At 67.0% G+C, this 16,074-nt stretch carries 17 protein-coding genes and 1 tRNA gene; 13 read left to right on the top strand and 5 right to left on the bottom strand.

Going from position 1 to position 16,074, the window contains the following annotated elements; all coding sequences use genetic code 11:
• Positions 1 to 29 precede the first annotated feature (29 nt).
• Positions 30 to 812, top strand: a complete 783-nt coding sequence (locus tag ACFQ27_RS01250; RefSeq protein WP_377352082.1) for an SDR family NAD(P)-dependent oxidoreductase — start codon at positions 30 to 32, stop codon at positions 810 to 812.
• A gap of 47 nt (positions 813 to 859) precedes the next feature.
• Positions 860 to 1,414 carry a TIGR00645 family protein gene (locus ACFQ27_RS01245; RefSeq protein WP_374345367.1) on the top strand — a complete coding sequence of 185 codons (555 nt, stop codon included), beginning with the start codon at positions 860 to 862 and terminating at the stop codon, positions 1,412 to 1,414.
• 6 nt (positions 1,415 to 1,420) lie between these two features.
• Here ACFQ27_RS01245 and ACFQ27_RS01240 read toward each other — a convergent pair whose 3' ends face one another.
• Positions 1,421 to 2,065, bottom strand: a complete 645-nt coding sequence (locus tag ACFQ27_RS01240) for a DUF1134 domain-containing protein (RefSeq protein WP_374345368.1) — start codon at positions 2,063 to 2,065, stop codon at positions 1,421 to 1,423.
• A 214-nt stretch (positions 2,066 to 2,279) separates the two neighbouring features.
• Positions 2,280 to 2,657: an endonuclease domain-containing protein gene (locus ACFQ27_RS01235; RefSeq protein ID WP_377352081.1), complete on the bottom strand. Its 378-nt coding sequence runs from the start codon at positions 2,655 to 2,657 to the stop codon at positions 2,280 to 2,282.
• 105 nt (positions 2,658 to 2,762) lie between these two features.
• Here ACFQ27_RS01235 and lepA point away from each other — a divergent pair, with 105 nt between their 5' ends.
• Together lepA and ACFQ27_RS01225 are read left to right on the top strand one after the other, a co-directional pair.
• Positions 2,763 to 4,568: a translation elongation factor 4 gene (lepA, locus tag ACFQ27_RS01230; RefSeq protein ID WP_374345369.1), complete on the top strand. Its 1,806-nt coding sequence runs from the start codon at positions 2,763 to 2,765 to the stop codon at positions 4,566 to 4,568.
• A gap of 197 nt (positions 4,569 to 4,765) precedes the next feature.
• Entirely contained in the window at positions 4,766 to 6,937 is a 2,172-nt protein-coding gene (locus ACFQ27_RS01225; protein WP_377352080.1) for a putative bifunctional diguanylate cyclase/phosphodiesterase, read from the top strand.
• Positions 6,938 to 6,951: 14 nt separating this feature from the next.
• Here ACFQ27_RS01225 and ACFQ27_RS01220 read toward each other — a convergent pair whose 3' ends face one another.
• Positions 6,952 to 8,100: a pentapeptide repeat-containing protein gene (locus ACFQ27_RS01220; protein WP_377352079.1), complete on the bottom strand. Its 1,149-nt coding sequence runs from the start codon at positions 8,098 to 8,100 to the stop codon at positions 6,952 to 6,954.
• A 151-nt stretch (positions 8,101 to 8,251) separates the two neighbouring features.
• Here ACFQ27_RS01220 and ACFQ27_RS01215 point away from each other — a divergent pair, with 151 nt between their 5' ends.
• The 6 genes from ACFQ27_RS01215 to ACFQ27_RS01190 all read left to right on the top strand — a co-directional run bounded on the left by ACFQ27_RS01215 (position 8,252) and on the right by ACFQ27_RS01190 (position 12,866).
• Positions 8,252 to 9,718, top strand: coding sequence for a flavin-containing monooxygenase (locus ACFQ27_RS01215; RefSeq protein ID WP_377352078.1), 1,467 nt, complete (start codon positions 8,252 to 8,254; stop codon positions 9,716 to 9,718).
• A 99-nt stretch (positions 9,719 to 9,817) separates the two neighbouring features.
• On the top strand, positions 9,818 to 9,955 hold the full coding sequence (locus tag ACFQ27_RS01210; RefSeq protein WP_377352077.1) for an entericidin A/B family lipoprotein: 138 nt from the start codon (positions 9,818 to 9,820) through the stop codon (positions 9,953 to 9,955).
• Between the two features lie 150 nt (positions 9,956 to 10,105).
• Complete coding sequence (locus tag ACFQ27_RS01205; RefSeq protein WP_377352076.1) at positions 10,106 to 10,504, top strand: DUF983 domain-containing protein; 399 nt, start codon at positions 10,106 to 10,108, stop codon at positions 10,502 to 10,504.
• Positions 10,505 to 10,579: 75 nt separating this feature from the next.
• Entirely contained in the window at positions 10,580 to 10,738 is a 159-nt protein-coding gene (locus ACFQ27_RS01200; protein WP_374345375.1) for a DUF3309 family protein, read from the top strand.
• A gap of 65 nt (positions 10,739 to 10,803) precedes the next feature.
• On the top strand, positions 10,804 to 12,141 hold the full coding sequence (locus ACFQ27_RS01195) for an MFS transporter (protein ID WP_374345377.1): 1,338 nt from the start codon (positions 10,804 to 10,806) through the stop codon (positions 12,139 to 12,141).
• Positions 12,142 to 12,167: 26 nt separating this feature from the next.
• Positions 12,168 to 12,866 (top strand): DUF599 domain-containing protein, encoded by a 699-nt coding sequence (locus ACFQ27_RS01190; RefSeq protein WP_377352119.1) that lies wholly within the window; start codon positions 12,168 to 12,170, stop codon positions 12,864 to 12,866.
• Here ACFQ27_RS01190 and ACFQ27_RS01185 read toward each other — a convergent pair.
• Both ACFQ27_RS01185 and msrA read right to left on the bottom strand, forming a co-directional pair.
• Positions 12,863 to 13,201: an MmcQ/YjbR family DNA-binding protein gene (locus ACFQ27_RS01185; RefSeq protein WP_374345378.1), complete on the bottom strand. Its 339-nt coding sequence runs from the start codon at positions 13,199 to 13,201 to the stop codon at positions 12,863 to 12,865. The two genes, ACFQ27_RS01190 and ACFQ27_RS01185, sit on opposite strands and share 4 nt — an antisense overlap.
• Positions 13,198 to 13,851 carry a peptide-methionine (S)-S-oxide reductase MsrA gene (msrA, locus tag ACFQ27_RS01180; protein WP_374345379.1) on the bottom strand — a complete coding sequence of 218 codons (654 nt, stop codon included), beginning with the start codon at positions 13,849 to 13,851 and terminating at the stop codon, positions 13,198 to 13,200. Before msrA ends, ACFQ27_RS01185 begins: the two co-directional genes overlap by 4 nt.
• 161 nt (positions 13,852 to 14,012) lie before the next feature.
• On the opposite strand from msrA, the gene ACFQ27_RS01175 reads away from it, so the two are divergent.
• The 3 genes from ACFQ27_RS01175 (at position 14,013) to ACFQ27_RS01165 (ending at position 15,968) form a co-directional block, all read left to right on the top strand.
• Positions 14,013 to 14,102, top strand: a tRNA-Ser gene (locus ACFQ27_RS01175).
• 811 nt (positions 14,103 to 14,913) lie between these two features.
• Positions 14,914 to 15,108: a hypothetical protein gene (locus ACFQ27_RS01170; protein ID WP_377352075.1), complete on the top strand. Its 195-nt coding sequence runs from the start codon at positions 14,914 to 14,916 to the stop codon at positions 15,106 to 15,108.
• 470 nt (positions 15,109 to 15,578) lie between these two features.
• Complete coding sequence (locus tag ACFQ27_RS01165; protein ID WP_377352074.1) at positions 15,579 to 15,968, top strand: DUF2946 family protein; 390 nt, start codon at positions 15,579 to 15,581, stop codon at positions 15,966 to 15,968.
• The last annotated feature ends 106 nt before the right edge of the window (positions 15,969 to 16,074 follow it).

Here is a 16,074-nt window from a genome sequence, read left to right as displayed (position 1 = left end):
GCGCCAGTCACACTCAAGCGAGCGGCCCCATGAAACTCGACTCCTCCATCTCCGCTGTCATCACCGGCGGCGCCTCCGGCCTCGGCGCGGCCACGGCCCGCAGGCTGGCCAGCCATGGCGTCAAGGTCGCCCTGTTCGACCTCAATGAAGAGCTGGGCGAGGCCCTGGCCAAGGAACTGGGCGGGGTCTTCTGCAAGGTCAATGTCACCTCCAGCGACGAGGTCGACGCCGCCTTCGCCAAGGCCCGCGCCGCCAACGGCCAGGAGCGCATCCTGGTCAACTGCGCCGGCGTCGGCGGCTCGGTGAAGACCGTCAGCCGCGACAAGGAGACCCGCGAGATCAAGGAATATCCGCTGGAGAACTTCGAGCGGATCATCCAGGTCAACCTGATCGGCACCTTCCGCTGCATCACCAAGTCGGCGGCGGGCATGCTGACCCTGGACGTCCTGCCGGACGGCGACCGCGGCGCCATCGTCAACACCGCCTCAGTGGCCGCTGAAGACGGCCAGATCGGCCAGGCGGCCTATACGGCCTCCAAGGCCGGCATCGTCGGCCTGACCCTGACCGTCGCCCGCGACCTGTCCAGCGAAGCGATCCGGGTCAACACCATCCTGCCCGGCATCTTCGACACCCCGCTCTTGGCCCGCGCGCCCGAAGCGGTGAAGGCGGCCCTCGGCGCCCAGGTGCCGCATCCCAAGCGCCTGGGTCAGCCGGAAGAATACGCCCAGCTGGCCGAGACCATGATCACCAACGGCTACTTCAACGGCGAAGACGTCCGCCTGGACGGCGCCATCCGCATGGCGCCGCGCTAAGAAAGCTTGGCTTGATCGGCTGATTGAGCTCGACAACAGTGGGGGGCATGACCAAGCCCCCCGCTTCCGCCGCCCACGCCCACAAGCCCGCCCTGGAACGGCACTTCGAGACCCTGCTGTTCCGGTCCCGCTGGCTGATGGCGCCCTTCTATCTGGGACTGGTGGCCGCTCTGGTGGTCATGGTCATGGTCTTCGCCCGCGAGGCCTGGACCGAGTTCAGCCATGCGGCCTCGATGAGCCCGGACGAGGCCATCCTGATGGCCCTGACCCTGATCGACCTGTCCCTGGCCGGTAACCTGCTGCTGATCGTCATCTTCTCGGGCTACGAGAACTTCGTCTCCAAGATCGACACCGGCGACCATGAGGACCGGCCGAGCTGGATGGGCACGGTGGATTTCGCCGGTCTGAAGATGAAGCTGATCGCCTCCATCGTGGCGATCTCGGCCATCGCCCTGCTCAAGGCCTTCATGAAGACCGCCGAGGGCGAGGCCGTGGACAATGTCCACCTGGCCTGGCTGGTCGGCATCCACCTGACCTTCGTGGTTTCAGGCGTGCTGATGGCCCTGATGGACCTGCTCGCCTCCAAGACCGAGAAGCACTGACAGGCCCTAGAAGGGCCACCAGTGACGCTGGCGGCTGTAGGACAGGTAGCCCACATTGGCGCCCAGGCGCATGCCGACGCCGGCGCGGATCGGGGCCAGGATGATGTCGTTGGCGCGCTGGTAGTTCACGCCCAGGCCGCCGATGAAATAGGCCGAGCCGTCCACGCCCGGGAACCGCTGGAAGATCGCGTCCGGGTATTGGAGGTTATAGCAGAGGGTGAAGACCCGGCTGGCGTTGCCGCCCACGTCCCAGCCCACCGAAGGGCCCTGCCACCAGATCTCCACCGGCGGCTTGCCCTTCATGTAGAGCAGGCCGCGGCCATAGCGCAGACCAAGCGCGACGGCGCCCGAGGCCTCTTCGCCGGCGATGTAGGCGGTGGGCCGGCCATTGTCCTTGAACACCCGCTCCACGGCGCCGCCCGCGGTCTCGGCGGTGACGCCCAGGAAGTCGGAGACGTTGTTGACGATCTCCTCGCGGCTGAAGGTCTCGGCCGGCGGATTGGCGGCATAGGCCGGGGTGGGCGTCACCGGCGGCGGGGTCGGCCCGGCGATCGGCATGTTGGTCTGGCCGGAAGGCGCGGGCTGGGCGCTGGCGGCGCCCGCGGCGCCGAGGGTCGCGATACCGGACAGGATCAGGGTGCGGCGGTCCATGGCGAAGACTCCTGGAAGCTTGGGCGAATACGTCCCATCCCTTCTGGACTTCATTGCGGCGCTCAGCTTAACGGCGGCTTAACCATGACTTCTCCGCGCGAGGGTCCTTCTCCCCTTGTGGGAGAAGGTGGCCTGGCGGAGCCAGGTCGGATGAGGGGTTTCTCAAACCTCGCCGACCATCTCAAACCAAGCCTGAACTGGGCTGTGCGACCCCTCATCCGTCAGCTTCGCCGCCACCTTCTCCCATAAGGGGAGAAGGGACGAGGAGCGGCGCTTCAGCGGCTGTGCGAATGGCCTCAAGCACCGTCTCCGTCGCCTCGGCCACTTGGCGGGTGGCGAATCTCAGGACCCGGAAGCCTTGGCTGCCAAGCCAGGCGTCGCGGGCGGAATCGTCTCCGTGGAAGGGACCGTTGACCTCCACAACGAGGCGGCGGTGGAAGGAGAGGAAGTCGACGACGTATGGCCCAAGCGGGACCTGGCGTCGGAACTTCAGGCCGGCAAGCCTACGGTCGCGAAGCAGGTCCCAAAGCCGAGCTTCCTGGCTCGTGGGGCCACGCCGCATACGCTTCGCAAGCGCCCGCTTCGGCCTCATGGACCACACCATCATTTGTTCCACATTTGTTCTAATGCGACCTAGCGCGCCTTTCAAGGCGAGGCGGCTCGCGAAACGGTGGGAATGTGCTAGAGGCAGGCCAGCATGACGACGCCTCTCTCCCACATCCGCAACTTCTCGATCGTGGCTCACATCGACCACGGCAAGTCGACCCTGTCTGATCGCCTGATCCAGGAGACCGGCGGCCTGACCAAGCGCGAGATGACCGAACAGGTCCTCGACAACATGGACATCGAGCGTGAGCGCGGGATCACCATCAAGGCCCAGACGGTCCGCCTGGACTACAAGGCCGACGATGGCGAGACCTATGTCCTGAACCTGATGGACACCCCCGGCCACGTGGACTTCGCCTATGAGGTCAGCCGGTCGCTGGCCGCCTGCGAGGGGTCGATCCTGGTGGTGGACGCCAGCCAGGGGGTCGAGGCCCAGACCCTGGCCAATGTCTACCAGGCCATCGACAACAACCACGAGATCGTGCCGGTCCTGAACAAGATCGACCTGCCGGCCGCCGAACCCGACCGGGTGCGCCAGCAGATCGAGGATGTCATCGGCCTGGACGCCTCGGAGGCGGTGGAGTGCTCCGCCAAGTCCGGCATCGGCATCCACGAAGTGCTCGAGGCCATCGTCAAGCGTCTCCCGGCGCCCAAGGGCGACCCCAATGCGCCGCTCAAGGCCCTGCTGGTCGACGCCTGGTACGACCAGTACCTGGGCGTGGTCGTGCTGGTCCGCGTCTTCGACGGGGTCCTGAAGGTGGGCCAGAAGGTCAAGATGATGCAGACCGGCGCCCAGTACCAGATTGACCGTCTGGGGGTGTTCCGGCCCAAGCAGACCGAGGTGGCCGAGCTGGGTCCCGGCGAGGTCGGCTTCATCACCGCCTCGATCAAGGAAGTGGCCCACGCCGCAGTCGGCGACACCATCACCGACGAGCGCCGCCCCACCGACGCGCCCCTGACCGGCTTCCGCGACGTGCAGCCGGTTGTGTTCTGCGGCCTGTTCCCGGTGGACGCCGCCGACTTCGAGGACCTGCGCGCCGCCATCGGCCGCCTGCGCCTGAACGACGCCTCGTTCAGCTACGAGATGGAGACCAGCGCGGCGCTCGGCTTCGGCTTCCGCTGCGGGTTCCTGGGCCTGCTGCACCTGGAGATCATCCAGGAGCGGCTGAGCCGCGAGTTCGACCTGGACCTGATCGCGACGGCGCCTTCGGTCGTCTACAAGATCAAGCTGACCAACGGCGACGAGATCGAGCTGCACAACCCGGCCGACCTGCCCGACCCGGTGAAGATCGAGAGCATCTCCGAGCCCTGGATCAAGGCCACCATCTTCACCCCGGACGAATATCTCGGCTCGATCATCAAGCTGTGCCAGGACCGCCGCGGCGACCAGCGCGAGCTGTCCTATGTCGGCAGCCGCGCCATGGTGGTCTACGACCTGCCGCTCAATGAAGTCGTCTTCGACTTCTATGATCGTCTGAAGTCGATCTCGAAGGGCTATGCGAGCTTCGACTACCAGATCGAGGAGTACCGCGAGGGCGACCTCGTGAAGATGTCGATCCTGGTCAACGCCGAGCCCGTGGATGCGCTCTCCATGCTGGTCCACCGCACCCGGGCCGAAGCCCGCGGCCGCGGCATGGTCGAGAAGATGAAGGAGCTGATCCCGCCGCACATGTTCCAGATCCCGATCCAGGCGGCCATCGGCGGCCGGATCGTCGCCCGGGAAACCGTGCGGGCCCTGCGCAAGGACGTGACCGCCAAGTGCTATGGCGGCGACGCCAGCCGCAAGCGCAAGCTTCTGGACAAGCAGAAGGAAGGCAAGAAGCGCATGCGGCAGTTCGGCAAGGTGGAGATCCCGCAGGAAGCCTTCATCGCCGCCCTGAAGATGGACAGCGATTGATTTCGCTGCACTCAGTCTGAGTTCAAGTTGAGTAAACGGCGCGTTTCTCCGTCGCTTGCTCAACAAGACCAGATTCGAACCTGCCCAATCTGGGCGATCTATTGAGATTCATCTGATTTCAACCACGTCAGGCCAGGAAGGCTTAAGCGTGGCGACGGTATGTCCGCGGGGACGACAGGACTCCCCCGGACGCTGCAATGACCCGTAAACTCCTCAAGGGCGACATGTTCTGGCCCCTGGTGTGCCTGGCCTTCCTGGCCATGGCGCTGCTGGTCGTGGCCGTGTTCAGCCTGGTCAAGGAGTTCGACCTCTCCGCCAAGGCGCGTGAAGAGGCCGTGGTCCGCAACGGCCTCGCCGGCCGCATCGAGGAAGTCGCCAAGCAGGTCCTGCCCCAGGTCGTCTGGGACGAGGCGATCATCCACCTCGACCACAGCCTGGATCAGCAGTGGGCCAGGGAGAACATCGGCGAGTACCTGTACAAGTCCAACGGCTTCAGCGCGGCCTTCATCCTGGACGACGAGGATCACCCGGTGTTCGCGGCGATCCGGGGCAAGCAACACCAGCTCGGTGTGTACAGGCAGTTCAAGATCGACGCCGACCGTCTGGCCGCCAAGGTCCGCGCCGGCGAAGCCGCGAGCCATGGCCACATCCTTGGCGAGCCGATCCAGGCCAGCGCCATCTCGGCCAACGACTATGGCCCCTTCATCCTCACCGCCACCCTGGTGCAGCCCGACTTCGGCTCCGCCCTGCCTGACGACAAGGCGCCGATCCTGATCTCGGGCATGCCGCTGGACCAGGCTTTCGTGGCCGCCTTCGCCCGCCGCTTCATGCTGGACGACCTGCATGTCCACAACGGCGACGCCTCGGCGGAACCGGATGAGGCGCACATGCCCCTGCGCAATGACCGCGGGCAGGCCGTCGCCACCTTGGACTGGAAGCCCCAGACACCCGGCTTCAACCTGTTGCGCGAACTGGTGGCCCCGATCCTGGCCGTAGTCTTCGCCCTGGCCGCCGGAGCGCTGTTCCTCTACCGCCGGGCCCGCACCGCCGCGCAAGGCCTGGTGGCCAGCGAGGCGCGCGCCGCCCACCTGGCCTACTACGACTCCCTCACCGGCCTGCCGAACCGGGTGCTGTTCTTTGACCGCCTGGGCCGCGCCCTCGACCAGCTGCGCCGGCACGCCCCGCCGGTCGCCGTGCACTGCATCGACCTGGACCGGTTCAAGGAGGTCAATGACACCTTCGGCCACCATGTCGGCGACCAGCTGATCCAGGAGGCCGCCAAGCGCCTCGCCGCCCAGTGCCGCGGGACCGACACCTTCGCCCGCCTGGGCGGGGACGAGTTCGCCATCGTCCAGACCGACGCGGGCGCCGCCCACGCCTCGGCCCTGGCCGCCCGACTGCTGGAAGCCCTGTCCGAGCCCTTCGACCTGGAAGGCATGCGGGTGTTCACCGGCTGCTCCATCGGCGTGACCGTCTGCACCGACCCGGACACCGACCCGGCCGAGGCCCTGCGCCACGCCGACCTGGCGCTCTATCGCGCCAAGGAGAACGGCAAGTCCCAGTACTGCTTCTTCGAGATCGAGATGGACGCGGCCATCAAGACCCGCCGCGCCCTGGAGTCCGACCTGCGGGAAGCCCTGGCCCGCGACGCCCTGGAGATGGCCTATCAGCCCCAGGTCAATCGTCACGGCGTCATGACCGGGGTCGAGGCCCTGGTGCGCTGGCGCCACCCGCTGCGCGGCGACGTCTCGCCGGCCTTCTTCGTGCCGATCGCCGAGGAGTGCGGCCTGATCGTCGAACTCGGCATGTTCACCCTGCGCCGCGCCTTCGAGGACAGCCGCCGCTGGACCGGGCTGAAGATCGCGATCAACGTCTCAGCCAACCAGCTGCGCCTGGCCGACTTCGTGCTGCGCCTGGGTGAGCTGGTGGAAGAATACGGCGTCGATCCGCGTCAGTTCGAGCTGGAGATCACCGAGGGGATCCTGCTGGGCGACGATCCCTCCACCCACGACACCCTGCGCCGGCTGCGCCAGATGGGCTTCTCCCTGGCCCTGGACGACTTCGGTACCGGCTATTCCAGCCTGAGCTATCTGCAGCGCTACCCGATCAGCAAGATCAAGATCGACCGCTCCTTCATCGCCAACCTGGGCGTGGACCTGGAGTCCGAGGCCGTGGTCGGCGCGATCGTCAAGCTGGCGCGGGCTCTGAAGCTGGCGGTCATCGCCGAGGGCGTCGAGACCACGGACCAGCGCGAACGCCTGGCGGCCGCGGGATGCTCGGAGATCCAGGGCTACCTGTTCAGCCGGCCAGTCACCGCCGACCAGATCGAGCAGCTGATGTCCGCCGACAGCCTGTCGCCGGCCGCCTGATCTAGACCGCCCGTCTAGATTTCCAGCCGGTCCGCGTCGGCCACGGGACGCTTGCGGATCAGGCCGGTGCCGTCGAGGCTCGCGCCTTCGAAGCTGATCGCCCGCGAGGCGCCGCCGGAAAGGGGCAGAGCCCCAAGGTCGGCGTTCACGAACCGGGCGTGGGAGAGTTTGGCGCCCTTGAAGCTTGCGCCGCGCAGGTCGGCGCCGGTGAAGTCCGCGCCCCGCAGGTCCGCGCCGTCGAAGTTCGCGCCCTGAAGTTGGGCCAACGAAAAGTCGACCCCGATGGCCATCAGGTTCTTGGCCGTGAAGCCGGCCAGCACCCGCTTGCGGAAGCAGCCCTCGGCCGGGCGCAGGTCGGCGCCGTCGAGCCGGGCGGGACGGCCCTTGGCGCCGTCGGTCTTGGCCCAGAGTTCGCCCTGGTTCAGCTCCTCGCGGATCTCGGCCACCCGGGCGATCGCCGCCGGGGTCGGATCGACCACGCACGCCGCCAGGGCCTGGGCCGAAAGGCCCAGCCGGGTCACGTCCACACCGCTCAGGATCGCGCCGCTGAGGTTGGCGCCGGCCAGCTTGGCGCCCATCAGGTCGGCGCCGGCCAGGTTAGCGTCGGCGAAGTTGGCGTTCTTCAGGTTGGCGTTGCGCAGCCGCGCGCCGCGCAGGGAGCAGTTGGAGAAGTCCACCGCGTGGCCGACCACCTCGTCCAGGCGCGCGCCGTTCAGACTGGCGCCGGTGAAGCTGGCCCCCGCGCCCAGCCGGCGCAGGCCGCCGCTGTCGTCGACGACGCACAGCTCGGCGGCGCGCAGGTCGGCCTCGTCCAGCACCGCGCCCCCCAGCTTGGCGCCAGCGAAGCTGGAGCCGCGCAGGTCGGCGCGGGTGAGCCGGGCGTTGCGGAAGTCGCACTTGGCCAGGGTCGCGCAATAGAAGGCCGCCCGGCTGAGGTCGCCGCCGATGAAGATCGAGCCGGTCAGGTCGGCGCCGGTGAAGTCCGCCTCCATCAACAGCCGCCCCTCGCAGCGCATCTTGTGCGCCACGACATAGCGCGGCAGGGCGCGCATGGCGCCGGGCCGTCCGGCCAGGAAGGCTTCGTGCAGGCGCACCATGGTTTCGAACGCCGTGGCGTCGAGGGCCTGGATCTTGGGCTGCAGGGGCTGGGAGCGGCGTTGCATGTCCTACAGCCTAGCTCGGCGCCTCGCAGGAATTGGTAAACTGGAAGATGTGTCGCACCTGATCGCTGATAACCCAGGCCTTGCCCCCCGCCCGACCTTACGTCATGGGTAGGAGACGGCGTTCGTGAGACGCCGACAGGGGGACGGAAACATGGAACACTTCGACGTGGTCATCGTCGGCGCGGGCCTGTCGGGCATCGGCGCGGCGGTGCACCTGCAGACCCAGTGCCCAGGCAAGACCTATGCGATCCTGGAAGGCCGCGACGCCATCGGCGGCACCTGGGATCTGTTCCGCTATCCCGGCATCCGCTCGGACAGCGACATGTACACCCTGGGCTATGCGTTCAAGCCGTGGACCCAGGCCAAGGCCATCGCCGACGGCCCCTCGATCCTGAACTATGTGCGCGAGACCGCCCGCGAACACGGGATCGATCCGCACATCCGCTATGGCCACAAGGTGCTGTCAGCCGCCTGGTCCACCCCGGACGCCGCCTGGACGGTGACCGCCGAACAGGACGGCCAGACCCGGACCTTCACCTGCAACTTCCTGTTCCTGTGTGGCGGCTACTATTCCTATGACGGCGGCTACACCCCGGACTTCCCGGGCGCCGAGACCTTCAAGGGCCGCATCGTCCACCCGCAGAACTGGCCCAGCGACCTGGACTACACCGGCAAGAAGGTGGTGGTGATCGGCTCGGGCGCCACGGCGGTGACCCTGGTGCCGGAGATGGCCAAGACCGCCGCCCACGTCACCATGCTGCAGCGCTCGCCGACCTATGTGGTGTCGCGCCCGGCCGAGGACGCCTTCGCCAACTGGCTGCGCGCCAAGCTGCCGGCCAAGCTGGCCTATTCGATCATCCGCTGGCGCAACGTGCTGTTCGGCCTCTACTTCTACAACACCGCCCGCAAGAAGCCCGAGGTGGTCAAGAAGCGCCTGCTGGACATGGTCCGCGAACAACTCGGCCCGGACTTCGACGTCGGGACCCACTTCACCCCCAACTACAATCCCTGGGACCAGCGCCTGTGCCTGGTGCCGGACGCCGACATGTTCCAGGCGCTGAAGTCGGGCGCGGCCAGCGTGGTCACCGACCACATCGAGAGCTTCGGCCCCGAGGGCATACGGCTGAAGTCGGGCGAGAGCCTTGAGGCCGACGTCATCGTCACCGCCACCGGCCTGGTGCTGAAGCCGCTGAACGGCCTGGCGCTCAGCGTCGACGGCAAGGCGGTCGAGCCGGCCCGGACCCTGTCCTACAAGGGCATGATGTATTCCGACGTGCCGAACCTCGCCTCGTCCTTCGGCTACACCAACGCCTCCTGGACCCTGAAATGTGACCTGACCTGCGGCTATGTCTGCCGGCTGCTCAATCACATGGACCGCACCGGCCTGCGCCAGGCCACCCCGCGCAACACCGACCCGACCATCGGCGAGGAGCCGTGGCTCGACTTCTCCTCGGGCTATGTGCAGCGGGCCATGGCCAGCTTCCCCAAGCAGGGGACCAAGGCGCCCTGGCGGCTGGACCAGAACTACGCGCTCGACCTGATGAACCTGAAGTACTCCAAGGTCGAAGACGGGGTCATGGAGTTCTCGAACCCCGCGTCCCGCAAGGCGGCGGCCTGAGACCGGTTCGAGGATTGCCGGCCGCGCGGAAGGGCGCCAAAAAAGCGCCCCAAGCTCGACCTTAGGTCAGGTCATTCTCAACCCGTTCGGGAGCCTTTGATGCGCAAGCTCGTGATCCTCACCGTCGCCGCCCTGGGGCTTCTGACCAGCGCCTGCAACACCGTGGCCGGGGTCGGCCGGGACATCACGGCCGCCGGCCGCGCCGTCACCGGCACCGCCGAGGACGCCAAGCGCTGAACTCGGGCTCGCCCGGTTGGGGATAGAACCGACGTCGGTTTCGTTCTACAGTTGTTCGCACAGCGGTCGCGCTAGGTAAGGCCGCAATTTCCGCGCATGCGACGGCGGGTCACCCTTCCGCCCGTCTCCAGGAATGAGCATATAGCCGCCATGTCGAGTTCCGAAAAACCCAGCCTCTCCAAGGCCATGACCCGCGGATTCAAGGGTCGCTGCCCCAATTGCGGCGAGGCCAAGCTGTTCTGGCGCTACCTCAAGGTCGAGCCGACCTGCCCATCTTGTCGGCATGCTCTGGCCCAGTATCCGGCCGATGACGGCCCGGCCTATTTCACCATCCTGATCGTCGGGCACCTGCTGGTCGCGCCGGTGCTGCTGTTCCCGGTGATCTGGCAGACGCCGCCGGTCATCATGGTCCCGGCCGCCCTGATCCCCCTGGCCACGGCGACCCTGCTGCTGCTGCCGCGGGTCAAGGGCGCCTTCATCGGCTTCATGTACGGCATGGGCGTGCGCGCCGCCGACCAGACCCTGCACACCGCCGACGTCGCCGAGTAGCAAGCGGAACCGCCCCGAGGCGGTCGCCGTTCAGTCGTCCGAAGCCGGGCCCGTCGCCCGGCGCGGAGGAACGCCATGTCGCTCGGGACCATCCTGCTCATCATCCTCGTCCTGGCCCTTGTCGGGGCCCTGCCCAGCTGGGGCTATTCCCGGTCCTGGGGCTATTTCCCGTCCGGCGGCGTCGGCCTGGTGCTGGTGATTGTGCTCATCCTCGTGCTGATGGGGCGGATATAGGCGCCCGGCCCTTTCGCCCGACGCCCGGCCCGGTCTAGGTTTGCGCCTCAAACCGGGGGGACAGGATGACGGCGACAGAAGCGGGCGGCGAACTGCCTATCGAGGCTCAGGCTCCGGGCCTGACCCCCGTCCAGCGGGCCAAGGCCATCCTGGGCGGCTCGGCGGGCAATCTGGTCGAGTGGTACGACTGGTTCGCCTACTCGTCCTTCGCCCTCTATTTCGCCAAGCACTTCTTCCCCGCCGGGGACCGCACGGCCCAGCTGCTGGGCACGGCGGGGGTGTTCTGGGCCGGCTTCCTGGCCCGGCCCATCGGCGCCTGGCTGATGGGCCTCTACGCCGACCGGGCCGGCCGGCGCGCGGCATTGTCCCTGTCGGTGGCCATGATGTGCGCGGGCTCCTTCGCCATCGCCATCATGCCCGACTACAGCGTCATCGGCGCCGCCGCGCCCTTCGCCCTCTTGGCCGCGCGCCTGGTCCAGGGCCTGTCCCTGGGCGGCGAGTACGGCGCCAGCGCCACCTACATGTCCGAGGTGGCGGGCAAGCAGAACCGTGGCTTCTGGTCGAGCTTCCAGTTCATGACCCTGATCATGGGCCAGCTCACCGCCCTGGCGGTGTTGATCGTGCTGCAGGCCCTCTTGCCCAAGGAAGCGCTGGAGGCCTGGGCCTGGCGCATCCCCTTCGTCATCGGCGGCGCCCTGGCCATCGTGGTGTTCTGGATCCGCCGCGGCCTGCACGAGAGCGCTTCATTCCTGGCCGTTCAGAAGGCCGGCGCGGCGACGGAGAAGCATCCGCCGACCCTGTCCCTGTTCCTGACCTATCCGCGCGAGACCTGGACCATCTTCGGCCTGACCTCGGCCGGCTCCTTGGCCTTCTACGCCTACACGACCTACATGCAGAAGTTCCTGGTCAACACCGCCGGCTTCACCAAGGACGCGGCCACCGGGATCAGCGCCGCCTCCCTGGTCGCCTATATGCTGATCCAGCCGCTCTATGGCGCCCTGTCCGACCGGATCGGGCGCAAGACCACCCTGATGTTCGCCTTCGCGGCCGGGGCCCTGGCCACCTATCCGGTGATGAGCCAGATCGCCGTGACCCATGACGCGGTCGCCGCCGCCATGCTGATCATCCTGCTGCTGGCCATCCTGTCGGGCTACACCGCGGTCAACGCGGTCCTGAAGGCCGAGTTGTTCCCGGCCCATATCCGCGCCCTCGGCGTCGCCCTGCCCTACGCGCTCGCCAACTCCATCTTCGGCGGCTCGGCGGAGTTCGCGGCCCTGAAGTTCAAGCAGGCCGGCCATGAGAGCGGCTTCTACATCTATGTGGCGGCGGTGATGGCGATCGCCTTCCTGATCACCCTGACGCTCAAGAACACCAACCGGCACAGCCTGATCGCGGAGGACTGACCGCCTTGCGCCTCGGACACCTGCCCCTGTCGGCCCTCGACCTCACCGCCCTGATCCTGTTCCTGGCGGTGTGGCTGGCCTATGAGCCGCTCCTGAAGGCGGCCTCGCGGGGCAAGGGCCACATCAACACCGACATGACGGTGATCCGGGGCGCCTGGATGCGCAACATGGCGGTGCGCGAGAACCGGTTCATGGACGGCCAGCTGCTGGGCCACGCCCTCAACTCGGCCTCGTTCTTCGCCTCGTCCAACCTGATCCTGATCGCGGCGGCGGCGGGCGCCCTGTTCGGCGGCGAGCAGACCTTCCGCTCGGCCTCCAGCCTCTTGGTGATCAAGACCTCCTCGCGCCTGCTGTTCGAGGGCCAGATCGCCCTGGTGCTGGTCGCCCTGGCCCGGGGCCTGCTGGATTTCATCTGGTCGATCCGCCAGATGAACTACTGCATCGCCGCCGTCGGCGCGGCGCCCGACAGCCAGGATCCCGCGTTCGAGGCGGCCTATGGCGAGGCGGCGTCGCGCCTGATCAACCCGGCCCTGTCCTCGTTCAACGCCGGGGTGCGCGGCTACTACTTCTCCCTGGCCGCGGCGGCCTGGCTGTTCGGCCCTTGGGCCTTCATCGCCGCCACCCTGGGCGCCGTGGCCCTGCTGCTCAGCCGGCAGCGCAAGTCAAAGGCGGCCGGCGCCATCGCCGACATCCGCCGCCTGCTGGAAGGCCAGGCCAAGGGCTAGAGCCCCAACTCCCGTCGCGCCGCGCGGGTCAGCTTGGCGGCGATCAGGGCGTGGGCGTTGGCCAGCCAGCCCTCCACCTCGGCGGCGTCGAGATCATCCATGTCTTCAAACGCGACCCATTTAGCCCGCGCCAGATAGGGCGCCGGGCGCGCCTGCCCCGTCTCGATCAGGATCTCGTAGGCGAGATCGCTGACCTTGATTGAGAAGGCGCCGCCCAGGCCCAGGATGGCGAAGATCTTGCCGCCCACCTTGAACACATCGGCCCCACCCCACTGCACCACGTGGGTGGCGGCGGGCAGGGCCAGGGCGGCCGCCTTGAAGGCCTGCGGCGTCACGCCTCGACGCCGACCCCGATCGGGCAGGTCACGCCGGTGCCGCCGATGCCGCAATAGCCGCCCGGGTTCTTGGCCAGGTACTGCTGGTGATAGTCCTCGGCGAAATAGAACTCGGGCGCATCGCCGATCTCGGTGGTGATGGCGCCATAGCCGCGCGCCTTCAGCGCCGCCTGGAAGGCGTCGCGCGAGGCCTCGGCGGCGGCCTTCTGCTCCGGCGAATAGGCGTAGATGCCCGAGCGGTACTGGGTGCCGATATCGTTGCCCTGGCGCATGCCCTGGGTCGGGTCATGGTTCTCCCAGAACACCTTCAAGAGGTCGGCGTAGGTGACCTGGGCCGGGTCATAGACCACCAGCACCGCCTCGGTATGGCCGGTGCGGCCGCTGCAGACCTCTTCATAGGTCGGGTTGGGCGTATAGCCGTTCACATAGCCGACGGCGGTCACCCACACGCCCGGGACCTGCCAGAACTTGCGCTCGACGCCCCAGAAGCAGCCCATGGCGAACTGGGCCAGCTCCAGGCCCTCCGGATAGGGCCCCTTCAGCGGGCGGTCGTTCAGGAAGTGCGTCTCCGCGGTCGGCAGGGCCATCGGGCGGCCCTTCAGCGCGGCTTCAGGGGTGGGCATGTCGAGGGACTTCTTGCCGAACAGCATGGGCGGCCGCCTTTCACGCGAGATTGGATCGAGCCCCAATATAGGGTCCCGCGCGGCCTTTTGCACCGTCTGCCGCCAAGGCCCAGATGCGCGCTTGCTCCGCCGGGCTCCCTGAGTATATTGCGCGCCTTCCGCGAGGGGCCCGCCCCCTTTCGGAGTGTGGTGAGGTGGCCGAGTGGTTGAAGGCGCACGCCTGGAACGCGTGTATAGGGGAAACTCTATCGAGGGTTCGAATCCCTCTCTCACCGCCACTTAGTCGGCAGAATTTGTCTCCGATCTAGTAGCCCTCAACCAACCCCCTGAATTCCCGCATCAAAGTCGACGCCAATCCGTGTCGCGCCGCGCATTTGCGCGCCAATTCTCGCGGCTGCCGCGGCGACAAAAGCCGGCTGTCTCTGCAGCGTATGCAGAAACTCCGGTTTGCATTTTCTTGGAACAGGCGCTGATGGCGCCCAAGGCGGGATTTCCCACGCCTAATCTGTGACTTAGCTGACTGATCGGCCGCTCAGGAACAGGCGCACATCAGGAGCGATAACAGGCTCAGAACAGGTGGCAAATTCGCACCGAACAGGCGCTCAACAGGACCGGAACAGGTCGCTTGCACGGCGCGCCGCGGCCCAGCCCCATTAAACGCCAGCGAGATCTCATTATACTCGACCTGAGCGCAGTTATAGGAGGCGCTAAACTGCATTAAACTCGCCTCAGGTCGCCCTATAGAAACCTCGGCCTTTAAGGCCGAAACGCCCCTCTGCGGCCCCCTACCCCAGGATCAACACACGCTGCCGCGCCCAGCTGACCGGCAGCGGCTTGGCCAGCAAGCCCTGGAGCGTAACCCCGGGCGGCAGCGTGCCGTTCACGATCGCGGCTTGCAGATCAGGCGCCAGGTAGGCCAGCTTCGCGCATAGGCACGAGCTTGTTCGGGATCTGGCGGACTTCGATATCTATCGCTTCGACGATCTCATTGAGCAGTCGCGAGCTCTAAAAGCACCTGAGCTTCCAGACGGCCCGATGCTCCTCCTTGCCATCGAAACTCGCCGCCAGCTTAGGGGTGCGCGGGCGGTCATGGACGAGCTGGTCACGAAAGCCAAACGCGAGACATACGCCGACCACCTTACAAAGATCGCCACCAAGTATTTCGACGCCTGGGCGTTTGAGGACATCGAAGCCGCCGTTGGCATCGCCAGAGCTAACGCCAGGGCGGCGATCAGAATTGCGGATGAGGCGGCTTCCAAGACCAAAGGCTGGTGGCTGCCGTAAATTGGTCTGCGTTCTCACAGCAGCGGGAGCAGCACTGGCGACCCAGTCACCTCCAAAGTCCTGTGCGAGATGCAGGCTGCCTCAATGCATTCACTCCGCCTGTAGGCGTCCTTCTGGACCCCGCACGGCGAGGCTCTTCAACGGGTGATCCCAGATGCGCGGATCGCTCCCCTAGGTCCACTTGGCGGCACAGAGGCAATGTCCGTTCTGGCCGCAAATCTGACGCCCGTCATCCTCGCCTAATATGCATTGCCGGAAGTCGAAGGGGCCAGTGGCCTGCAGAACGGTACTAGCGCCCAGCAGAGTCGAAGGCAGTCAAGTCCCGACCAACCACGCTTGGTATAGCGATGTGGGCCGTTAGCCTTTTGATGCTGCGCCACTTCCTTTGTGCTCGTAGGCAGTTTCCCGATCCAGGACGCTGGCGAAGCAGGGCCAAGACATTGCCTATCAACTAGGCTAGAGACTCGGCCATGCGGAGATCTGCAGACAGCAACAGCGAGGCTGGGGGGCTCTGGCTCGTCCTGGCGATGTTGGCTGTGTGCCTGCGCATTCTCGCCCCCGCAGGCTATATGACGACGCCTGACCAGCCCTTCGCGCTGGTGATTTGCACGGGCGAGGGCGCCCTCAAGGTCAAGTCGGATCCGTCGCACCAGGATCACAGTGCGCCCCAAGGCCACGCGCCATGCGCTTTCGCTGGCCTTGGTGTCGCTACCGCGCCGCCCGAACCGTCAGCGGTGCTGGCCCACGTACCGTTCGTCCTCCCTACGGCCCCTGCCGCCCGGCCGGCCTCAATGCGTCCGGGGCAGGGGCTCGCGGCCCCGCCGCCGCCCGCAACCGGTCCCCCTACTCTGTCGGTCTGAGTCCCGCCTTTCGGCCGGGGCTAAGCCTTCGCACGCGTGTGAAGGCTTCCATTGCCTTGCGTGCGGAAGTTCGACGACCGCGCGTCCCGACAGACACATCGCCCTG

The organism is Phenylobacterium conjunctum (assembly GCF_042679085.1).
Classification (GTDB): domain Bacteria; phylum Pseudomonadota; class Alphaproteobacteria; order Caulobacterales; family Caulobacteraceae; genus Phenylobacterium; species Phenylobacterium conjunctum.
The sequence above is the reverse complement of the archived record's forward strand: the minus strand, read 5'-3'. Positions and strand labels throughout refer to the sequence as shown.